Source organism: Rhizobium sp. SRDI943 (assembly GCF_057653695.1).
The window spans coordinates 347,382-365,827 of record NZ_CM172787.1; the positions used below are offsets into that span (position 1 = coordinate 347,382).

Here is an 18,446-nt window from a genome sequence, read left to right on the forward strand (position 1 = left end):
GGCCGAACCACATGAGACGACCCCGGCTTTTCGTTCCGTTCATCGCCAATGCTTGGAGCTTACCGACATGCAATCCGGTCTTTATGTTTCTCTGTCGTCGCAGATGGCTCTCGAAAAGCGTCTGAACACCATCGCAGACAACATGGCGAACGTGAACACGACGGGTTTTCGCGCCACCGAGGTGAAGTTCGATGAGATGGTGGCGGCCACTAAGAACAAGCTGAACACCAAGGTGGCCTTCGTTTCCCAGGGCAACGACTACCTGAACGAGGGAAATGGCGAGTTGCAGCACACCGGCAACATGCTCGATTTCGCCATCAAGGGCGATGCCTGGTTTGCGCTCGATACGCCGGCCGGCCGCGTTCTGACGAGGGACGGCCGCTTCACGATCAAGGATACCGGCGAACTCGTCTCGATAAGGGGATATCCGGTTCTTGACGCCGGCGGCGCGCCGATTCAGCTCAACACGAAGGGTGGCGAGCCGGCCGTCGGTACGGACGGCATCATCTATCAGGCCGACCGCCAGGTTGCTTCGCTCGGCCTGTTCGAGGCCGATATCAGCAAGGGTTACCTGCGTTACGAAAACAGCGGCATCATGACCACCGACCAGCCGCGCGCCGTCGTCGACCGCTTCAATGTCGGTGTCGAGCAGGGCTATCTCGAAAACTCCAACGTCAACGCCATGCGCGAGATCACCCAGCTGATCGAAGTCAACCGCGCCTTCGAAAGCGTCTCATCGCTGATGCGCGACAGCGAGGATTCCTTCAAGGAAGCCGTCCAGACGCTTGGCGGCAGCCGCTAATGCATGTCGTCCAAAAGTGTTTGGCGGTTTTGAGAGAACGACATGCACAAGAACAAAGACCCAAAATACGTCGCATGCCGCGAGCTGCACGCAACGTATTTCAGGGCGGGATTTGAAGCATGAGCACCACGCTACTGTCTATGGACGGTCTTTCTCCGAAGCTGGCGCATCTGGCGGGCCTCGTCGACCGATACGCATCGCCGGAGTTTGCGGTTGCCCATGGCGGTCGCGTGCAGACCATCGCTGCCGGCCACTACACGGTTCACGGTCTCTCCCGCCACGTTCGTCTCGGCGAGTTCGTGGCCCATAAATCGGCGACCGGCATCCATCTCGGCGAAGTCGTGCGCGTCGAGCCGGAACTGATCTATGTCTGCCCGATCGAACCCGGCGAGCCGATCGGCATCCACGATACCGTCATCCGCAAGGGCGCCTTCCGCATTGCACCGACGGACAGCTGGTGCGGGCGCACCGTCAACTCGCTCTGCGAGCCGATCGACGGGCTGGGCCCGATCGCCGAGGGCCTCGATCGCCGCTCGATCTCCAATACCGCGCCGCCCTCGATGACCCGCAAGCGTGTCGAGACCGGCTTCAAGACCGGCGTACGCGCGATCGACATCTTCTCGCCGCTCTGCCTCGGCCAGCGCCTCGGCATCTTCGCCGGCTCCGGCGTCGGCAAGTCAACGCTTCTTTCCATGCTCGCCCGCGCCGATGCTTTCGACAAGGTTGTCATTGCGCTTGTCGGCGAACGCGGCCGCGAGGTGCGCGAATTCATCGAGGATACGCTCGGCAGCAATATGAAGAAGGCGATCGCCGTCGTTGCCACCAGCGACGAGAGCCCGATGCTGCGCAAGATGGCGCCGCTGACGGCGGTCACTATCGCCGAGCATTTCCGCGACAAGGGCGAGAACGTCCTCTTCATCATCGACAGCGTCACGCGTTTCGCCCATGCGATCCGCGAGGTGGCGACCGCCTCCGGCGAGCCGCCGATCGCGCGCGGTTATCCCGCCTCCGTCTTCACCGAGCTGCCGCGCCTACTGGAACGCGCCGGTCCCGGTCCCGAGGGCGCCGGCACCATCACCGCGATCATCTCGATCCTTGTCGACGGCGACAATCACAATGACCCGATCGCCGATTCGACCCGCGGCATCCTCGACGGACATATCGTCCTGCAGCGCAGTCTCGCCGAAGAAGGGCGTTATCCCCCGATCGATCCGCTCGCCTCGATCTCGCGTCTTGCCCGCAAGGCCTGGACGCCGGATCAGGAAAAGCTGGTATCGCGGCTGAAGGTGCTGATCCACCGTTTCGAAGAGACGCGCGATCTGCGCATGATCGGCGGTTACCGTCAGGGTGCTGATCCCGATCTCGACATGGCGATCAAGCAGGTGCCGATCATTTACGACGTCCTGAAGCAGTCTCCGGGCGACCGCGACTCGCTCGACGCTTTCGCCGATCTCGCCGGTGCGCTCAAGGCTGCAGCCGGCATGGGCAATCAGGGCGCCCCTATTCAGAGGAGAGGCTAGACGTGGCTGATTTCGACGACGAACGCATTGCTTCCCTGAAGCAGCGCAGGAAAGCCGCCATCCTGGATCGGTTTCTGACCTTCGCCGGCCTGGCGCTTGCCGGCGCCTCCGCCTTCTTTCCCTGGTACGTCTTCTTCAACGCGGACAAGTTCGGCATCAATGTCGCCAGCAGCAGCAATTCGCGCGAACTGCCGGACTGGCCGGCCCGCAACGTCTTCAGCGTCTCGCCGCTTGCCATGGTCAACAAGAACGAAGCGGACAAGAAGGCCCCGCCGATCGATCCGCTGACGACGGCGACGGTCTCCGATCTCGGCAAGGAGCGCGATGGCCGCGCTATACAGGAGGATCAGCCCTTCCCCGGCAAATCGTCCTTCCGGCTGTTGCATGTTTCCAACGGCCGGGCGCTGATCGAGGATCCCTCCGGCATGTATGTGGTGCGCATCGGCTCGATCCTGCCCGATGAAAGCCGCCTTGCGACACTCGAGCAGCGCGACGGCAAATGGGTGATCGTCACCTCCAAGGGCGAGACCTACCAGAACAATTGAACCTGTCCGCAAACGCGGAAGGCAACAGGGGCTCCGCCGTGACCGGCCGGAGCCCCTGTTTTTTACTGCGTCATTCCTTAAATCGATTCCGATTTGGGGAAATGACTCAGCAATTCAGAGAGTTACAGCGTCCTGGCGCATCGGCAAGACGCGCGGCGCCGTCATAGCGGCGGCCTTCGCCGAAAGCCGCCTCGAAGCCTGAATTCCCGTAAGTCCCACGCAAGATTACCGCACTAGGTTCGGGACAGTAAAAACGGAGAGTTCTCATGCAACCGATCCAACTTTTCGACTTGGCTTCGCGGCAGGCGGAATGGCTGACGATTCGTCAGCAGGTTGTTGCCGGCAACATCGCGAATGCCAATACCCCGAAGTTCCACGCCAAGGACGTTACGCCCTTTGATGCGGTGCTCGACAATTCCAATATCAACATGGCGCGCACCAATCCGGCGCATCTCAGCGGCAACGATTTCAGCGACAGCGGCGATATCGACGTCAAGGATGCCGCGCTCGACCAGGAAATCGGTGTCCAGGAATCCGGCAATACGGTCGGTTTGGCCGAGGAGCTCTCCAAGTCGGGCGATATCAAGCGTCAGTACGATCTGAACACCTCGCTGGTCAGTTCCTTCAACCGCATGATGTTGATGACCGTCAGGAAGTAAAGTTATGGATCCGCTTTCAGCAGCAATGAAAATCGCCGGTTCCGGGCTCGAGGCGCAGTCGACGCGGCTGCGCATCGTCTCGGAAAACATCGCCAATGCCCGCTCGACGGGTGACACGCCCGGTGCCGATCCCTATCGCCGCAAGACGATCACCTTCGGCCAGCAGATGGATCGCACCAACGGTGTCGAGACTGTCGGCGTCAAAAAGGTCGGCGTCGACGAAGGCGACTTCAGCACTGAGTTCGACCCCAGCAATCCGGCTGCGGACCCGAAGGGCGTCGTCAAACTGCCGAACGTCAATATCCTGGTTGAGATGGCCGACATGCGCGAAGCCAACCGCTCGTATGACGCCAATCTGCAGACCATCAAACAGACCCGCGATCTCATCTCCTCCACGATCGACCTCCTGAAGAGCCAATAATAATGATCAGCAGCGTCCAGAACGTCAGCAACCTTTCGATGACCCGTGCGCTCGGCGCCGTCGACACCGAAAATTCCACCTCGTCGTCTGCCGCCACCATGCCGGGCGCCGCAGGTGCGGCCAACGGCATGAGCTTCGCCTCCGTCATGGGTAACATGGCGAGCGACGCGGTCAGCAGCCTGAAGGGTGCGGAAAGCATGTCCTTTGCCGGTATCAAAGGCACGGCGACGACGCGTGAAGTCGTCGATTCCATGCTCCAGGCCGAGCAGACGCTGCAGACCGCGATTGCCATCCGCGACAAGGTCGTCTCGGCCTTTCTCGAAGTCACCAAGATGCAGATGTAACTGATTTGAGGACGAACACATGAGAGCGCTCGCCATCGCAGCAACGGGCATGGATGCCCAGCAGACCAATCTGGAAGTCATCGCGAACAACATCGCGAACATTAATACGACCGGTTTCAAGCGCGCCCGCGCCGAATTCTCGGATCTTCTCTATCAGACCGAACGTGCCAAGGGTGTCGCCAACCGCGCCAACCAGGCCGTCGTTCCGGAAGGTGCCAATATCGGCCTCGGCGTCCAGACCTCGGCGGTCCGCAACCTGCATCTCCAGGGCGAACTGACCCAGACTGGCAACGATCTCGACGTAGCGCTGATCGGCAAGGGCTTCTTCCAGATCCAGTCGACCGACGGGACGACGCTCTATTCCCGCGCCGGCGCCTTCAACAAGAACGACCAGGGCCAGCTCGTCACCATCGACGGCTACGAGGTCCTTCCCGGGATCACCATTCCGACGGGCTCGACCGAGCTGACGATCAGCCGCTCCGGCCAGGTCTCGGCCAAGCTGCCGGGTGCGGCGGATGCGACCGTGCTCGGTCAGTTGACCCTTGCCGACTTCGTCAACGAGGCGGGTCTCCAGCCGCTCGGCGACAATCTCTTCCAGGAAACGCCGGCCTCCGGCGAAGCCGTCGTCGGCAATCCCGACGAGGAAGGTTTCGCTTACATGAAGCAGGGTTACCTGGAGTCCTCGAACGTCGACCCGGTGAAGGAAATCACCGAGCTGATCTCGGCCCAGCGGGCTTACGAAATGAATTCCAAGGTGATCACCACCGCTGACGAAATGGCCTCCATCGTCAGCAAGAACCTGAAGTAAGGGGAAGGGCCGAAACATGATGTTTTGCCGGGCAGGACACATCTCAGGATGGGTGGCGGCAGCCACGATCGCAGTCGCGGGCATTTTCTTGCCCGCGGACGTGGATGCCGGCATGGGTTATGCCGTCGTTCCGACGACGATCATCTACCCCGGCGACACATTGTCGTCCAGCCAGCTTCAGGAGGTCGAGGTCACCAACCCCAACCTCGCCGGCGATTATGCCAAATCCATTTCCCAGGTCGAAGGCATGGTCTCCAAGCGCACGCTGTTACCGGGCCGGACGATTTCGGTTTCGGGCCTGCGCGAGGCCTATACGGTGACGCGCGGCTCTTCGATCCGCCTGGTCCTGTCGTTCGGCGCGCTGACGATTTCCGCCGCCGGCACGCCGCTCGAAGACGGCACGACCGGGCAGGTCGTCCGCGCGCGCAATATGGACTCCGGCGTCATCGTCAGCGGCACGGTGCTTGCGGACGGCACGGTCCATGTGAGGGCAAAATGAAATTGTTCTTCCGCTTCGTCACCCTTGTCGCGGTTCTCGCCATGAGTTTGGCTGATGTCGCGCCCGCCTGGGCGCTGACTTCCCGCATCAAGGACATCGCCTCGCTTCAGGCCGGCCGCGATAACCAGCTGATCGGTTATGGCCTCATCGTCGGCCTGCAAGGGACCGGCGACGGCTTCCGGTCCTCGCCCTTCACCGAGCAGTCGATGCGCGCGATGCTGCAGAATCTCGGCATCTCGACGCAGGGCGGCCAGTCCAACGCCAAGAACACGGCGGCCGTGATGGTCACCGCCAACCTGCCTCCCTTCGCAAGCCCCGGCAGCCGCATCGACGTGACGGTGAGCTCGCTCGGCGATGCGACGTCGCTGCGCGGCGGCACGCTCGTCATGACCTCGCTTTCCGGCGCCGACGGCCAGATCTACGCCGTTGCGCAGGGTGCCGCCATCGTTTCCGGTTTTCAGGCGCAGGGTCAGGCGGCGACCGTGACCGAAGGTGTCACCACCGCCGGCCGCGTGCCTGGCGGTGCGATCATTGAGCGCGAACTGCCCTCCCGCTTCAAGGACTCGGTCAATCTCGTCCTGCAGCTGCGCAACCCCGACTTCTCGACGGCGATCCGCATCGCCGACATCGTCAACGGTTATGCCTCGGCGCGCTTCGGCGGGCCGGTCGCCGAAGCCAAGGATTCGCAGGAAGTCGTGATCCAGAAGCCGCGCACAGCCGATCTCACCCGGCTGATGGCCGATATTGAAAATCTCATCGTCGAGACCGACACGCCGGCCAAGGTGGTCATCAACGAACGCACCGGAACGATCGTCATCGGGTCCGACGTCCGCGTCTCGCCGGTCGCCGTCAGCTACGGCACCTTGACCGTCCAGGTCACCGAGACGCCGCAGATCATCCAGCCCGAACCCTTCTCGCAAGGCCGGACCGCCGTCCAGCCGCAGACCGATATTGCGGCCGAGCAGACCGGCGGGCGCGTCGCCATCATCGATGGTCCGGATCTCAGGACCCTTGTCGCCGGTCTCAACAATATCGGCGTGAAACCGGATGGCATCATCGCCATTCTCCAGGGCATCAAGTCGGCGGGCGCCCTGCAGGCGGAGCTTGTGCTGCAATGATTGATATCATCAACCCCGACATGACGGTTTTGCAATTGCTGCGCCGGCTGGCGCTGCCCGCCGCAGGCCTCGTCCTTCTGTCGATCCCCAGCGCCTTCGCGCAGGAACATGCGCCGGCCGGCGACATCACGTCCCAGGACGAGATCAAGCAGTTCTGCACCAACATCGCCGAGCCCGCCCGCGACCAGCGTTACCTCCTGCAGAAGCAGGAACTGGAAAAGCTTCGCGCCGACATTGACGCCCGCATGGCGGAAATGGACAAGCGCAAGGCCGAGTACCAGGACTGGCTGAAGCGGCGCGACGATTTCCTGAAGCAGGCGGAGGCCGGCCTCACCGAAATCTACAGGAAGATGAAGCCGGATGCGGCCGCACTCCAACTGCAGGACATGAAGATCGAGGTGGCCTCCGCCGTGATCATGCGGCTCGGGCCGCGTCAGTCGAGCCTCATCCTCAACGAGATGGACCCTGAGAAGGCCGCGGTCATCGCCAGCGTCATCGCCAGTGCGTCCGATCCCAATACGTCGAAGGATCCTTCATGAATATGCGTTTCCCGGCCGCGATCGCCGCCCTCGCACTCCTTGCAGGTTGCCAGTCTCCGACGGCGGTCAGCGAGATCGGCCGTGCGCCTGCCATGAGCCCGATCGGCAGCGGCCTTGCCTACGGGCAGACGCCGCAGATGGCGCTTTATCCGAAGCAGCCGCGCGCCGTGGCGCAGGGCTATTCGCTGTGGAGCGATTCGCAGGCCGCCCTCTTCAAGGATGCGCGCGCGCTGAACGTCGGCGACATCCTGACCGTCGACATCCAGATCAACGACAAGGGCTCCTTCGACAACGAGACCAACCGCAGCCGGAAGAATTCGAGCGGCATGAACTGGGACGTCAACGCCCAGATCTTCGGCTGGACGCCCGAGTCCAAGACCGACCTCACCTATGGTTCCGACACCAGCACCGACGGCAAGGGCAAGATCGAGCGCACCGACAAGCTCACCCTTCTGGTCGCCGCCGTCGTCACCGGCATTCTCGAAAACGGCAACCTTGTCATATCAGGCTCGCAGGAAGTCCGCCTGAACCAGGAACTGCGCATCCTGAACGTTGCCGGTATCGTTCGTCCGCAGGACGTCAATGCCGAAAACCAGATCTCCTACGACAAGATCGCCGAAGCCCGCATCTCCTACGGCGGCCGCGGCCGTCTGATGGAAGTGCAGCAGCCTCCGCGCGGCCAGCAGGCCGTCGATCTTTTCTCGCCGCTTTGAGGCTGAACGACGATGGCAGAGCCAGACGCAAGCGCAGGTCAATCGCAGAAGAAATCCGGCGCGCTGATGACGATCATCGGCATCGCCGTCCTGACCCTGCTCGGCGCCGGCGGCGGCTGGGCGGTCGGCACGATCGTCGCGCCCAACATCAAGGGCGCCAAGGAGGTCGAGCAGGCCAAGGATGCTGAGGCCAAGAAGAAGGCCGAGGAAGGCCTGGCGCGCATCTCGACCGAGGCCAACAACGTCGTCCAGCTCGAGCCGATCACCTCGAACCTCGCCTACCCCTCAGAAAACTGGGTGCGACTCGAAGTCGCGCTGCTGTTCAACGGGCCGCCGGATGTCAAGGTTTCCGAGGATATTCACCAGGATATCCTCGCCTATATCAGGACCGTTTCCCTCCAGCAGATCGAGGGGCCGCGCGGCTTTCAATATCTCAAGGATGACATACAGGAACGTGTTGACCTTCGCTCGCAAGGGCGGGTATCGAAGGTCATGTTCAGGACATTTGTCATCGAATGATTCGTCTCATAGTTTTCCTTGCCGCCATGATGGCGGTACCGGAACTGGCGGTGGCACAGCAGCTGCCGACTGACTTGTTGAACGTGCCGGTCGATGGCTCCGTCGCCGCCTGGATCATCCGCACATTCGGCCTGCTGACCATTCTTTCGGTCGCTCCGGGCATCCTGATTATGGTGACGAGCTTTCCGCGCTTCATCATCGCCTTCTCGATCCTGCGCTCGGGGATGGGCCTCTCCTCGACGCCCTCCAACATGATCCTCTTGTCGCTGTCGCTGTTCATGACCTTCTACGTCATGTCGCCGACCTTCGATCAGGCCTGGCAGAACGGCGTGCAGCCGCTGCTTGCCAATCAGATCAACGAGACCGAAGCGGTCCAGCGTATCGCCGAACCCTTCCGCACCTTCATGGCGGCCAATACCCGCGACAAGGATCTGGCGCTCTTCGTCGATCTGGCGCGCGAACGCGGACAGAATATCCAGACGACCGATCCGATCGACTACCGCGTGCTGATCCCGGCCTTCATGATTTCCGAAATTCGCCGCGGCTTCGAGATCGGCTTCCTCGTCGTGCTGCCGTTCCTCGTCATCGACCTCATCGTCGCGACCATCACCATGGCGATGGGCATGATGATGCTGCCGCCGACCTCGATCTCGCTGCCTTTCAAGATTCTCTTCTTCGTGCTGATCGACGGCTGGAACCTGCTCGTCGGCAGCCTGGTGCGCTCGTTCAGCTGACCGGCTGCCGCCGCTTGGATATTCGCCAATGAGAAACCCGCCGGATCGCTCCGGCGGGTTTCTCATTATGCAGCAATTCAAAGAGCTACAGCGTCCGTTACGCGTCTGAAAGACGCGCGGCGCTGTAGCGGTCGAAAAGCCTCATTCGGCCGCGAACGGCGCCGTGCGCGGCGGCAACGCCGGAATGTCCATGTGATCGGGGGCAAGACCCTGCTTGGCGCGCTCGGCCATGATTTGATAGGCCTGCTCCAGATGGTCGCAGAACCGTTCTGCGTCGAAGAGCGGCGCGGTATAGCGCTTCTCCTTGAGATGCGCCTTGTACTCAGCGATCCGTCCGGGATTCTCAGCCAGTTCGACAGCCATATCCTCATAGGCCTGCAGGTCGGGCGCGACGAGCTCAGGCAGGTCGATGGCCCTGAGCAGGCTCTCGCTGACGCGTGAGGCGAAGTTGGTGCCCTTGACGGTCAGGACCGGCAGGCCGCCCCAGAGCTGCTCCGAGGTGGTCGTGTGGCCATTGACGGGGAAGGTATCGATGCCGATATCGGCCGCCTGCTGGCGGTCGATGTGCTGTTCATAGGGCGCGCGGGGGCAGAAGATGATCCGCTTGGCGGAAATGCCCGCCGTCTGGAATTGCTTCAGGAGGTTTGCCTGGTTGCGCGGCGTATTCGCCATCAGCCAGAGCACGCTGTTCGGTGCGCGCTTGAGAATGCGGCACCAGCTGTCGATCGTCTCCGGCGTGATCTTGCGGTTACCGTTGAAGGACGCGAAGATGAAGGCGTCATCAGGCAGGCCGAGTTGCTCGCGGGTGACAGGATGCGGCTTCGGACGATGCATCGGGTCGTTCGGCTGGTAGCTCTCCGGCAGGCGGCAGAACTTCTCGTGGTAGAAGGGCTTGGCCACCTCGGGCAGGACGAAATGGTCGCCGATGACGTAATCGAGATCGACATTGACCGTGCTGCCGGGGAAACCGAGCCAGCCGACATGCACCGGTGCGAGCGGCAGGTTGAAGGCCGTCGCGCGACTGCCCGAAGTGTGGCCCTTCAGGTCGACCATGATGTCGATATTATGCTCGCGCACCGCTTCCAGCACCGCTTGATCGGAGAAGCCGTGAACGGTGACGATCCGGCCCCAGCGGCTGCGGTCGATCGTGTTGTGCTTGAGGTATTCCGGGCCCGTATGGCAGAAGAGCGTCACCTCGAACCGGTCCGTGTCGTGCAGTTCCAGGATGCGCTGCAAGAGCTTCATCGTCGCATGGCGATCCCAGAAGTCTGATGACATGTAGCCGATGCGGATCTTGTCCGACCATGTGTGCGGTTGATTGCGGCGGAAGGCCACCCGTTCCTGGTTGAGGGGGGTGGTGCCGATCGTCGCATACCGGTTGAAGTCTTCGTTGCCGCACCAGTGCAGATGATAGAACGGGTTGTCCTTGCGCAGGATCTCGATATCGCCCTTTGCAAGGGCCGCGTCGATTACCGCCTGATGCTTGCTCGCCTCTTCGAACTCATTGAATTCGCGGGCGAAAACAAGGTGAAGGAAGCGAAATGCGAGGTTGCCGGGAAAACGCTTGAAGATGTTGCGCGCGAGGTTCTGGTTGGTTGCGTCGTTCAGATCGTCGCTCAGCAGCAGGGCCGCCAGGCGCATATGATCGGGATTGGCACTCTGCGACAGCACCTTCTTGAACGGGCGGATGATATCCCGCTGCTGGCGCTTCAGATAGATCGCGGTGATGATGAAGGCGAGTTCCGCGTCTTCCTGCGCCTTGGTGAGGTTTCGCATGGCGATCAGCAGAGCATCGTCCTCGTTGCCGGTCTCGTAATGCAGCTTGGCAGCCTGTTTCTGGTATTCGTAGGAATTCGGTCCTTCGCAATTCCCGGCCAGGCCATAGGCTTTCGCGGCATCGGCCTTGAAGCCGAGCTGCACGAGGTTCTTGGCCAGCAGCGCATAGGTCTTGGCGTCCTGCTGGATATCCATCAACTGGTTGAGCGTCGCCAAGGACTGTGTGTAGCGGCCCATCTGGTAATCCTTGGATGCCGCAGAGAACGAAACTTTGCTGTTCAAAACTCAACTCCGTGAAGGAAATGTTCTGGCATGGCTGTCGATCGCCGAAGCGCGCATGGACCGTCCTCCCAAAAACGAGGTCAGTCCGATGATGCTATCCCGGCATCTGCCATACTGGCATTCGAAGCTTGCTTGAAACCGGTGGCGCGATGAGTGCCTGCTTTGTCCGGAAAGCCTCGACTGTCCCAGGAAAACGCCCCTTCCGCCGGTAAAGTTTTCTTTTGCCGCTCGAATTCGGATGCCGAAAATTATCTTCAGCAGGCATTAACTAAGCCTTGTGAGAAGGCATTAACTATGCCCTGCGAGGAGCCGGCCGAGGGTCTGTATTTTTAAGGAGTTGGCAAGCATTGGCTGCGAGATTGCCCTGGACATGACGGGTTTGGGCCAAACAAAACAGGCGCCGAGTAGCATGAAGCTGGTCCGTCATCGCCGGTACTATAGTCCGGTATGTCCTCCTTTTTGTATCTAGTTTCCAGGGGACAGACTTATGACAAGCATTAACACGAATTCTTCCGCACAGGCCGCTCTCCAGACGCTGCGCAGCGTCAACCAGAACCTGAACAACACGCAGAACCACGTTTCTTCTGGTTACCGTGTTGAAAAGGCTTCGGACAACGCTGCTTACTGGTCGATCGCAACGACCATGCGTTCTGATAACAAGGCTCTCTCGGCCGTCTCCGACGCTCTCGGCGTAGGCGCCGCCAAGGTCGACACTGCTTACACCGCCATGGACAGCGCCATCGACGTCGTCGGCGACATCAAGGCGAAGCTCGTTGCCGCCACTGAAAACGGCGTCGACAAGGCCAAGGTCCAGGAAGAAATCGGTCAGCTGCAGCAGCAGCTCCTGAGCATCGCTCAGTCGGCTTCCTTCAATGGGGAAAACTGGGTTGCCGGCGCTGACGGCACCAAGAGCGTCGTCTCCTCGTTCGTCCGTGACGGCTCCAACGCCGTTTCGATCACCACGACCGACTATGTTCTCGACAGCGGCTCTGCAGGCAACGTTCTGTTCGGCATGAGCGGCGGCTCGGTCGAAACCTCCACGGGTATCCTCGGTACTTCGAGCGGTGCGACCGGTTCGATCTACGCGATGGACATCACCAGCTTCACCGCCGGCCAGATCCAGTCGGCTCTGACCAACGTTGAAGCAGCTCTGAAGTCCATGACCAGCGCAGGCGCTGCTCTCGGCTCGCTCTCCAGCCGCATCGACGCCCAGGACGACTTCGTCTCGGCTCTGAGCGACTCGATCGACTCCGGTGTCGGCCGTCTCGTCGATGCCAACATGGAAGAAGAGTCCTCCAAGCTCAGCGCCCTGCAGACCCAGCAGCAGCTGGCGATCCAGTCGCTGTCGATCGCGAACTCCTCTTCGCAGAACATCCTGTCGCTCTTCCGCTAAGACCAGTCGGCACAAGGTTTCCAAGTTTCGCGGCCGGGTCATCCCCGGCCGCGGAATATTTTAATATAAGGTTAATGAAAATCCTTCTAAGCCTCAGATATTTTTAAGTAATTTCCAATTCGAATTCAGCTTTCCTTAACCATCTTGGTGTTTTCTAGGCCCATCGAAACGGCGAGTTAACCTTAACAGAAATGGTTAACAGGCATGATGCTGATCGCTGTGGGCCGGCCGAAAATCCGGAATGTCCCTGTTTAAAATCTGCCAACAAGGGGCAAGCAAACTATGACGAGCATCAACACCAATAACGCTGCAATGGCAGCCCTCCAGACTCTCCGTGGCATCAACCAGGGTCTCCAGGAAACCCAGGCCCACGTTTCGTCCGGCTATCGCGTCGGCAAGGCTTCGGACAACGCTGCTTACTGGTCGATCGCAACGACCATGCGTTCTGATAACAAGGCTCTCTCGGCTGTCTCCGACGCTCTCGGCCTCGGCGCTGCAAAGGTCGACACCGCTTACTCTGCTATGGACAGCGCCATCGACGTCGTCGGCGACATCAAGGCCAAGCTGGTTGCCGCCACTGAAAGCGGCGTCGACAAGGCCAAGGTCCAGGAAGAAATCAGCCAGCTGCAGCAGCAGCTCCTGAGCGTCGCTCAGTCGGCTTCCTTCTCCGGTGAAAACTGGGTTGCTGGCGCTGACGGCACCAAGAACGTCGTTGCCTCCTTCGTCCGTGACGGCTCCAACGCCGTTTCGGTCGTGATGACCGACTATGTTCTCGACAGCTCCTCCATGGGCAACGTTCTGTTTGGCATGAGCGTCGGCTCGGTCGAAACCTCCACGGGTATCCTCGGTACTTCGAATGGTGCGACCGGTTCTGTCTACGCAATGGATATCACCAACTTCACCCTCGGCGAAATCCAGTCGGCTCTGACTAACGTTGAATCGGCTCTGAAGGCGATGACCAGCGCCGGCGCTCAGCTCGGCTCGATCTCCAAGCGCATCGAACTGCAGGAAAACTTCGTGTCCGCTCTCAGCGACTCGATCGACTCCGGTGTCGGCCGTCTCGTCGACGCCAACATGGAAGAAGAGTCCTCCAAGCTCAGCGCCCTGCAGACCCAGCAGCAGCTGGCCGTCCAGTCGCTGTCGATCGCGAACTCCTCTTCGCAGACCATCCTCACGCTGTTCCGCGGCTAATAACCCGCCGAAACATCAGCCCGCCGGTCTCCGGCGGGCATCTCGGAATCGAGCCGCGCTTCAATGGAGCGCGGCTTTTTTGATGTCCGTTAACGATCGATTAACCATAATGCTGTCTTCTGCGGTCAACGAGACGGTGGGTTAACCAAATTTAAGAACCGGTTAACAGGCATGAGGCTGGTCCCCGTTCCCGGTAGCTTTCCGGAATGTCCCTTTTTTCCATCTGCCAACAAGGGGCAATCATTTCATGACCAGCATTTTGACGAACGTTGCGGCAATGGCCGCTCTTCAAACACTTCGCGGAATCAACGACAGCCTCGAGGATACGCAGAACCGCGTATCATCGGGTTACCGCGTCGAGAAGGCGGCCGACAACGCCGCCTACTGGTCGATCGCAACGACCATGCGTTCCGACAACAAGGCTCTCTCGGCTGTCTCCGACGCTCTCGGCCTCGGCGCCGCCAAGGTCGACACCGCTTACTCCGCCATGGACAGTGCCATCGATGTCATCAGCGAGATCAAGGCGAAGATCGTCGCTGCAACCGAAAAGGGTGTCGACAAGGCTAAAGTGCAGGAAGAAATCGGCCAGCTGCAGCAGCAGCTCCTGAGCATCGCGCAATCGGCTTCCTTCTCCGGTGAAAACTGGGTCGCGGGCGCTGACGGCACCAAGAGCGTCGTTTCCTCGTTCGTCCGCGATGGCAACGGCAATGTCTCGGTCAAGACGACGGACTACATTCTGGACACGAGCTCCACGGGCAACGTTCTCTTCGGCATGGACTCGACCGGCGCGATCGAGACCAGCTCCGGCCTTATCGGCACATCATCCGGTACGATCGGCTCGATCTACTCGATGGACATCACCAACTTCGATTCGCCTGAGATCTCCATGGCCCTGACGTCAATCGAGGCAGGCCTTGAGGCGATGACCAAGGCTGCATCGCAGCTCGGCTCTATTTCCACTCGCATTGAGCTGCAAGAAGGCTTCGTCAGCGCGCTCAGCGATTCGATTGACTCCGGTGTCGGCCGCCTCGTCGACGCCAATATGGAAGAAGAATCCTCCAAGCTCAGCGCTCTGCAGACCCAGCAACAGCTGGCCATCCAGTCGCTGTCGATCGCCAACTCCAGCGCTCAGAACATCCTCACGCTGTTCCGTAGCTAAGTCAGGCGCTGAAGCTGGACCGAATCTTGCGCCGTCGTCTGGCCGCAAACGAGAAGCCTCCCGGACCGCGCCCCAAAACGGCGCGGTTCTTCCTTTTATATCAACGGCTTGATCGAAATTTCTGGCGACGCGCCGGGCTCGGCGCCGCGCTCTTGCCCAACCGGTTGATATCGAGTTAACTTCGCTTTGAGTTGATTTGCTTTGCGACACACCGGTGGAAACTCTGCCGGAGGCATGACGCCACCCCAGTCGCCGCCGGCAATCCGGCCTGCCCTTTCACCCCGATTCCGAGACCTGTCGATGACCGTTAAGATTACCAGCGCGGCCGCGGTGAATGCGCTTGCGGTGCTGCGCAGCATAAACAAAGAAGCCAGCCAGACCCAACAGCAAGTATCCTCGGGATATCGTATCGAGACGGCCGCCGACGATGCGTCCTACTGGTCGGTCGCGACCGTCATGCGTTCGGACAGCACCAATCTCGGAACGATCGGAGATGCGCTCGGCCTCGGCGCTGCCAAGGTGGATGCGACCTACACGGCGATGGACTCCGCGATCGATCTCATCGGTGAGATTCGCGCCAAGCTGGTTTCGGCAAGAGAACCAGGCGCCGACAAGGACAAGATCAACGCCGAGATCAGTGAATACAAGGAGCAGTTGCAGACGGTCGTCGAATCGACGTCGTTTGCGGGTGAAAACTGGCTGTTGAACGGCGATGCCGCCGCGCCGCCGACATGGCAGGTGATCTCTGGTTTCGTGCGCGCTCCAACCGGCGAATATCAGGCTCAGACCATCGATTTCCCATCCTCGCAGACCATCCTCATCGACAAGAACAATGCGAGCGGCGGCCTGCTGACCAAGTCGGTCGATGCCAACGCGATCAACAACAGCGGCGCGACGTCGCGGAACTATTATCTGCTGAACGCCAACTCCACCACGCCGGCGACAGGTACGGAAATTGCGATTGGCAAGAACACGACCGATGCACAACTCACCGACATGCTTGACGTGACCGACTCGCTGCTCTCCTCGCTGACGACCACGGCCGCGTCCATCGGCGTGATGAAGACGCGCATCGACGATCAGATCGACTATACCGCCAATCTGTCCGATTCGATCGACAAAAGCGTCGGTGCGCTCGTCGATACCGACATGGACGAGGCTTCGATCCGGCAGAAGGCGATCGAAACCCAGAAGCAGATGGCCGTCGAAGCGATCTCGATCCTCAACACGGCCGCAAGCAAGATCCTGATCCTGCTGGAATAGGGGCGGGCGCGATCACGGGTGGCGGCGGCGCCATTCATCCTCGCGCAAGTTTGACTGCCTAGTTTCCGGCATGAGGGCATCGTCCGAATCCGTGCCGGCGCAAGGTCAGGCTCTTGCCCGTTTCGAAGGGGATGCCGACGCACAACGTCACTTTGAGCGGGGGCGGGCATGTTGCATGCCTCCCGAATGCTGGATGGTTTTTTATGAGCATTGCGCTTTCCCGGTATTTGAAGGATTTCGGTGAACCGGAATCGTCAGCGCCGATCCTCGACATGGACGATTTCGGCAGCGACGCTTTCCCCGAAATGGCGAGCGAACCGGCGATCGACGTCGAGGCGGAGCGCCGCGAAGCCTATGCGGAAGGTCATGCCGCAGCGACCGTGGAATTGACTGAGAAATACGAACGCGAGGTGCGGATGCTGGCGGAGGTCCATGCGCGTGAACTCGAAGAGCTGAAGCTGCGTTACGAAGTCGAGGCGGCGGCGGTCATTGCATCCCGCATCCGCGATATCGCCGAAGAGATCGCTCAACTGGTCAGCGCCGGCGCCGCCGTTGCCATCGCGCCTGTGATGACCGAAGCGCTTGCCGCCAAGGCTGCCGAAAGCCTCGCCTCTCTGCTGCGTGACGCGATCCTCGAAGGCGCGGCCGGAGCGGTCGTCGTCAGGGGGCCGACCCGGCTTTTCGACATATTGAAGGCCCAGCTCGGCGAACATGCCGAGGCGGTTCGCCACATTGAGACCGACGATATCGATCTTGCCGTCGAAATCGGTGATGCCGTCATCGTCACCCGTATGTCCGCCTGGGCGGCAAGCTTGAAGAAAGTTCTCGAATGAGCGAAGGCGAAAACCACCACCACGGCAAGAACGAGATCATCATCGTCAAGAGACATGGCGGCGGTGATCACGATGGCGCCCATGGCGGTGCGTGGAAAATTGCCTATGCCGACTTCATGACGGCGATGATGGCGTTCTTCCTGGTCATGTGGCTGGTCAATGCCGCCAACGAGGAGACCAAGGCCTCGGTCGCGACCTATTTCAATCCGATCAAACTCTCCGACGAAAAGCCGACCGAGAAGGGCCTGAAGAAGCCCGTCGACAACGCCGAGGGCGAAGAGAAGCAGGAGAAGTCGAAACAGAAGGAAGAAGATCCGAACGACGGCAAGGCCGCGGCGGATGGTGACGACCAGACATCGACCTCAGGCGACCAAACCAATTATTCCGAGGCCGATTTCTTCGAAAATCCTTATTCGGTTCTGGCCGAGATCGCCCAGGAAGTCGGCCAGCAGGCCAATGTCAGCGCCAAGGGCGACGGCGGTGCCGCCGATTCCGGCCCGGCCACCGGCGCCGATGGCGGCGAGGCCTATCGTGATCCCTTCGATCCGGATTTCTGGACGAAGCAGGTCGAAGTCACCACCGCCGGCAAGACGTTGCCGCCCGGCAAAAGCGACCAGCAGGCGGTCGAGAGCGAGACAACCCAGATCGCCAAGGTCGAGGATATGAAGCCTATACCGCTGACCACCGATCAGAAGGCCGCCAAGGAAACCAAAGAAACTAAGGAAACCAAGGGCGCGGTCGAAGCCAAAGACGGCAAAGCGCCGGCTGGCAAGTCGCCCGAGGACAAGAAGGCCGAAGCTCAGAAGGCAGCCGATCATCAGAAAGACGCAGACAAGATCGCGGCCGAAACCGAACAGCAACAGCAGAAGGAAGCAGAGCAGCTGCAGGCGCAGATCGCCCAGCAGATCGGCGGCGTTGCCGGCAAGCTCGCTGAAGGTCTGACCGTGACGGCGTCCGAAGGCGGTTTGCTGGTCAGCATCTCCGATCAGACCGACGATTCGATGTTCAATATCGGTTCTGCGGTTCCGCGCCAGGAGATGGTGCTGGCCATGGAAAAGATCGGCGCGATCCTGAAGGAGAGGGGTGGTGCGGTTGCCGTCCGCGGCCACACGGATGGTCGCCAGTATAAGGGCACGCAGAATGAGAACTGGCGGCTTTCGATGGATCGCGCCCAAAGCGCCTACTACATGCTCGTACGCGGCGGGCTCGACGAGAAACGCATCTCCCAGGTCTCCGGCTTTGCCGATCGTCGGCTGAAGCTGCCGTCTGACCCGTTCAACGCGACCAATCGCCGGATCGAGATCCTGGTGCAGGCGGATCAAGGATAG

Annotated in this window: 20 protein-coding genes; 19 read left to right on the top strand and 1 reads right to left on the bottom strand. The window is 60.6% G+C overall.

Translation table 11 applies throughout. The annotated features are described in order from the left end of the window. Positions 1-67 precede the first annotated feature (67 nt). The 13 genes from flgF to fliP all read left to right on the top strand — a co-directional run bounded on the left by flgF (position 68) and on the right by fliP (position 9,221). Positions 68-802 (top strand): flagellar basal-body rod protein FlgF, encoded by a 735-nt coding sequence (gene flgF, locus AC245Y_RS01760; RefSeq protein WP_012756057.1) that lies wholly within the window; start codon positions 68-70, stop codon positions 800-802. 119 nt (positions 803-921) lie between these two features. Then, positions 922-2,322, top strand: coding sequence for a flagellar protein export ATPase FliI (fliI, locus tag AC245Y_RS01765; RefSeq protein WP_017992941.1), 1,401 nt, complete (start codon positions 922-924; stop codon positions 2,320-2,322). 2 nt (positions 2,323-2,324) lie between these two features. Then, positions 2,325-2,867, top strand: a complete 543-nt coding sequence (locus tag AC245Y_RS01770) for a hypothetical protein (protein ID WP_012756059.1) — start codon at positions 2,325-2,327, stop codon at positions 2,865-2,867. 266 nt (positions 2,868-3,133) lie between these two features. Continuing rightward, positions 3,134-3,526, top strand: a complete 393-nt coding sequence (flgB, locus tag AC245Y_RS01775) for a flagellar basal body rod protein FlgB (protein ID WP_012756060.1) — start codon at positions 3,134-3,136, stop codon at positions 3,524-3,526. 4 nt (positions 3,527-3,530) lie between these two features. Next, complete coding sequence (gene flgC, locus AC245Y_RS01780) at positions 3,531-3,947, top strand: flagellar basal body rod protein FlgC (protein ID WP_003556520.1); 417 nt, start codon at positions 3,531-3,533, stop codon at positions 3,945-3,947. 2 nt (positions 3,948-3,949) lie between these two features. After that, the gene (fliE, locus tag AC245Y_RS01785) at positions 3,950-4,291 is read left to right on the top strand and encodes a flagellar hook-basal body complex protein FliE (RefSeq protein ID WP_003556525.1); all 342 of its coding nucleotides are present in this window, start codon (positions 3,950-3,952) and stop codon (positions 4,289-4,291) included. A 19-nt stretch (positions 4,292-4,310) separates the two neighbouring features. Then, positions 4,311-5,099: a flagellar basal-body rod protein FlgG gene (gene flgG, locus AC245Y_RS01790; protein WP_017992942.1), complete on the top strand. Its 789-nt coding sequence runs from the start codon at positions 4,311-4,313 to the stop codon at positions 5,097-5,099. A gap of 16 nt (positions 5,100-5,115) precedes the next feature. Beyond that, complete coding sequence (flgA, locus tag AC245Y_RS01795) at positions 5,116-5,598, top strand: flagellar basal body P-ring formation chaperone FlgA (RefSeq protein WP_012756062.1); 483 nt, start codon at positions 5,116-5,118, stop codon at positions 5,596-5,598. Further along, positions 5,595-6,716: a flagellar basal body P-ring protein FlgI gene (locus AC245Y_RS01800; protein ID WP_003556532.1), complete on the top strand. Its 1,122-nt coding sequence runs from the start codon at positions 5,595-5,597 to the stop codon at positions 6,714-6,716. Before flgA ends, AC245Y_RS01800 begins: the two co-directional genes overlap by 4 nt. Further along, the gene (locus AC245Y_RS01805) at positions 6,713-7,255 is read left to right on the top strand and encodes a MotE family protein (protein ID WP_012756064.1); all 543 of its coding nucleotides are present in this window, start codon (positions 6,713-6,715) and stop codon (positions 7,253-7,255) included. Before AC245Y_RS01800 ends, AC245Y_RS01805 begins: the two co-directional genes overlap by 4 nt. Continuing rightward, complete coding sequence (gene flgH, locus AC245Y_RS01810; protein ID WP_003556536.1) at positions 7,252-7,968, top strand: flagellar basal body L-ring protein FlgH; 717 nt, start codon at positions 7,252-7,254, stop codon at positions 7,966-7,968. Before AC245Y_RS01805 ends, flgH begins: the two co-directional genes overlap by 4 nt. 12 nt (positions 7,969-7,980) lie before the next feature. Next, a complete protein-coding gene (locus tag AC245Y_RS01815) occupies positions 7,981-8,487 on the top strand; it encodes a flagellar basal body-associated FliL family protein (RefSeq protein WP_012756065.1) in 507 nt (168 codons plus the stop codon). Next, complete coding sequence (gene fliP / locus AC245Y_RS01820; protein WP_003556541.1) at positions 8,484-9,221, top strand: flagellar type III secretion system pore protein FliP; 738 nt, start codon at positions 8,484-8,486, stop codon at positions 9,219-9,221. Before AC245Y_RS01815 ends, fliP begins: the two co-directional genes overlap by 4 nt. A 141-nt stretch (positions 9,222-9,362) precedes the next feature. On the opposite strand, the gene AC245Y_RS01825 is transcribed toward fliP, so the two are convergent. Further along, positions 9,363-11,279, bottom strand: coding sequence for an O-linked N-acetylglucosamine transferase, SPINDLY family protein (locus AC245Y_RS01825; protein ID WP_026157250.1), 1,917 nt, complete (start codon positions 11,277-11,279; stop codon positions 9,363-9,365). Between the two features lie 487 nt (positions 11,280-11,766). Between AC245Y_RS01825 and AC245Y_RS01830 the strand changes: the two genes are divergently transcribed. From AC245Y_RS01830 to AC245Y_RS01855, 6 genes are all read left to right on the top strand, one after another. Then, positions 11,767-12,672, top strand: coding sequence for a flagellin N-terminal helical domain-containing protein (locus AC245Y_RS01830; RefSeq protein ID WP_012756067.1), 906 nt, complete (start codon positions 11,767-11,769; stop codon positions 12,670-12,672). 282 nt (positions 12,673-12,954) lie between these two features. Further along, entirely contained in the window at positions 12,955-13,863 is a 909-nt protein-coding gene (locus AC245Y_RS01835; protein ID WP_011650481.1) for a flagellin N-terminal helical domain-containing protein, read from the top strand. A 247-nt stretch (positions 13,864-14,110) separates the two neighbouring features. Beyond that, a complete protein-coding gene (locus AC245Y_RS01840; RefSeq protein WP_012756068.1) occupies positions 14,111-15,022 on the top strand; it encodes a flagellin N-terminal helical domain-containing protein in 912 nt (303 codons plus the stop codon). Between the two features lie 300 nt (positions 15,023-15,322). Further along, entirely contained in the window at positions 15,323-16,285 is a 963-nt protein-coding gene (locus AC245Y_RS01845; protein ID WP_012756069.1) for a flagellin N-terminal helical domain-containing protein, read from the top strand. A 203-nt stretch (positions 16,286-16,488) separates the two neighbouring features. Then, entirely contained in the window at positions 16,489-17,118 is a 630-nt protein-coding gene (locus tag AC245Y_RS01850) for a FliH/SctL family protein (protein WP_017992943.1), read from the top strand. Further along, positions 17,115-18,446 carry a MotB family protein gene (locus AC245Y_RS01855; RefSeq protein WP_017992944.1) on the top strand — a complete coding sequence of 444 codons (1,332 nt, stop codon included), beginning with the start codon at positions 17,115-17,117 and terminating at the stop codon, positions 18,444-18,446. The genes AC245Y_RS01850 and AC245Y_RS01855 overlap by 4 nt, the downstream gene beginning before the upstream one ends.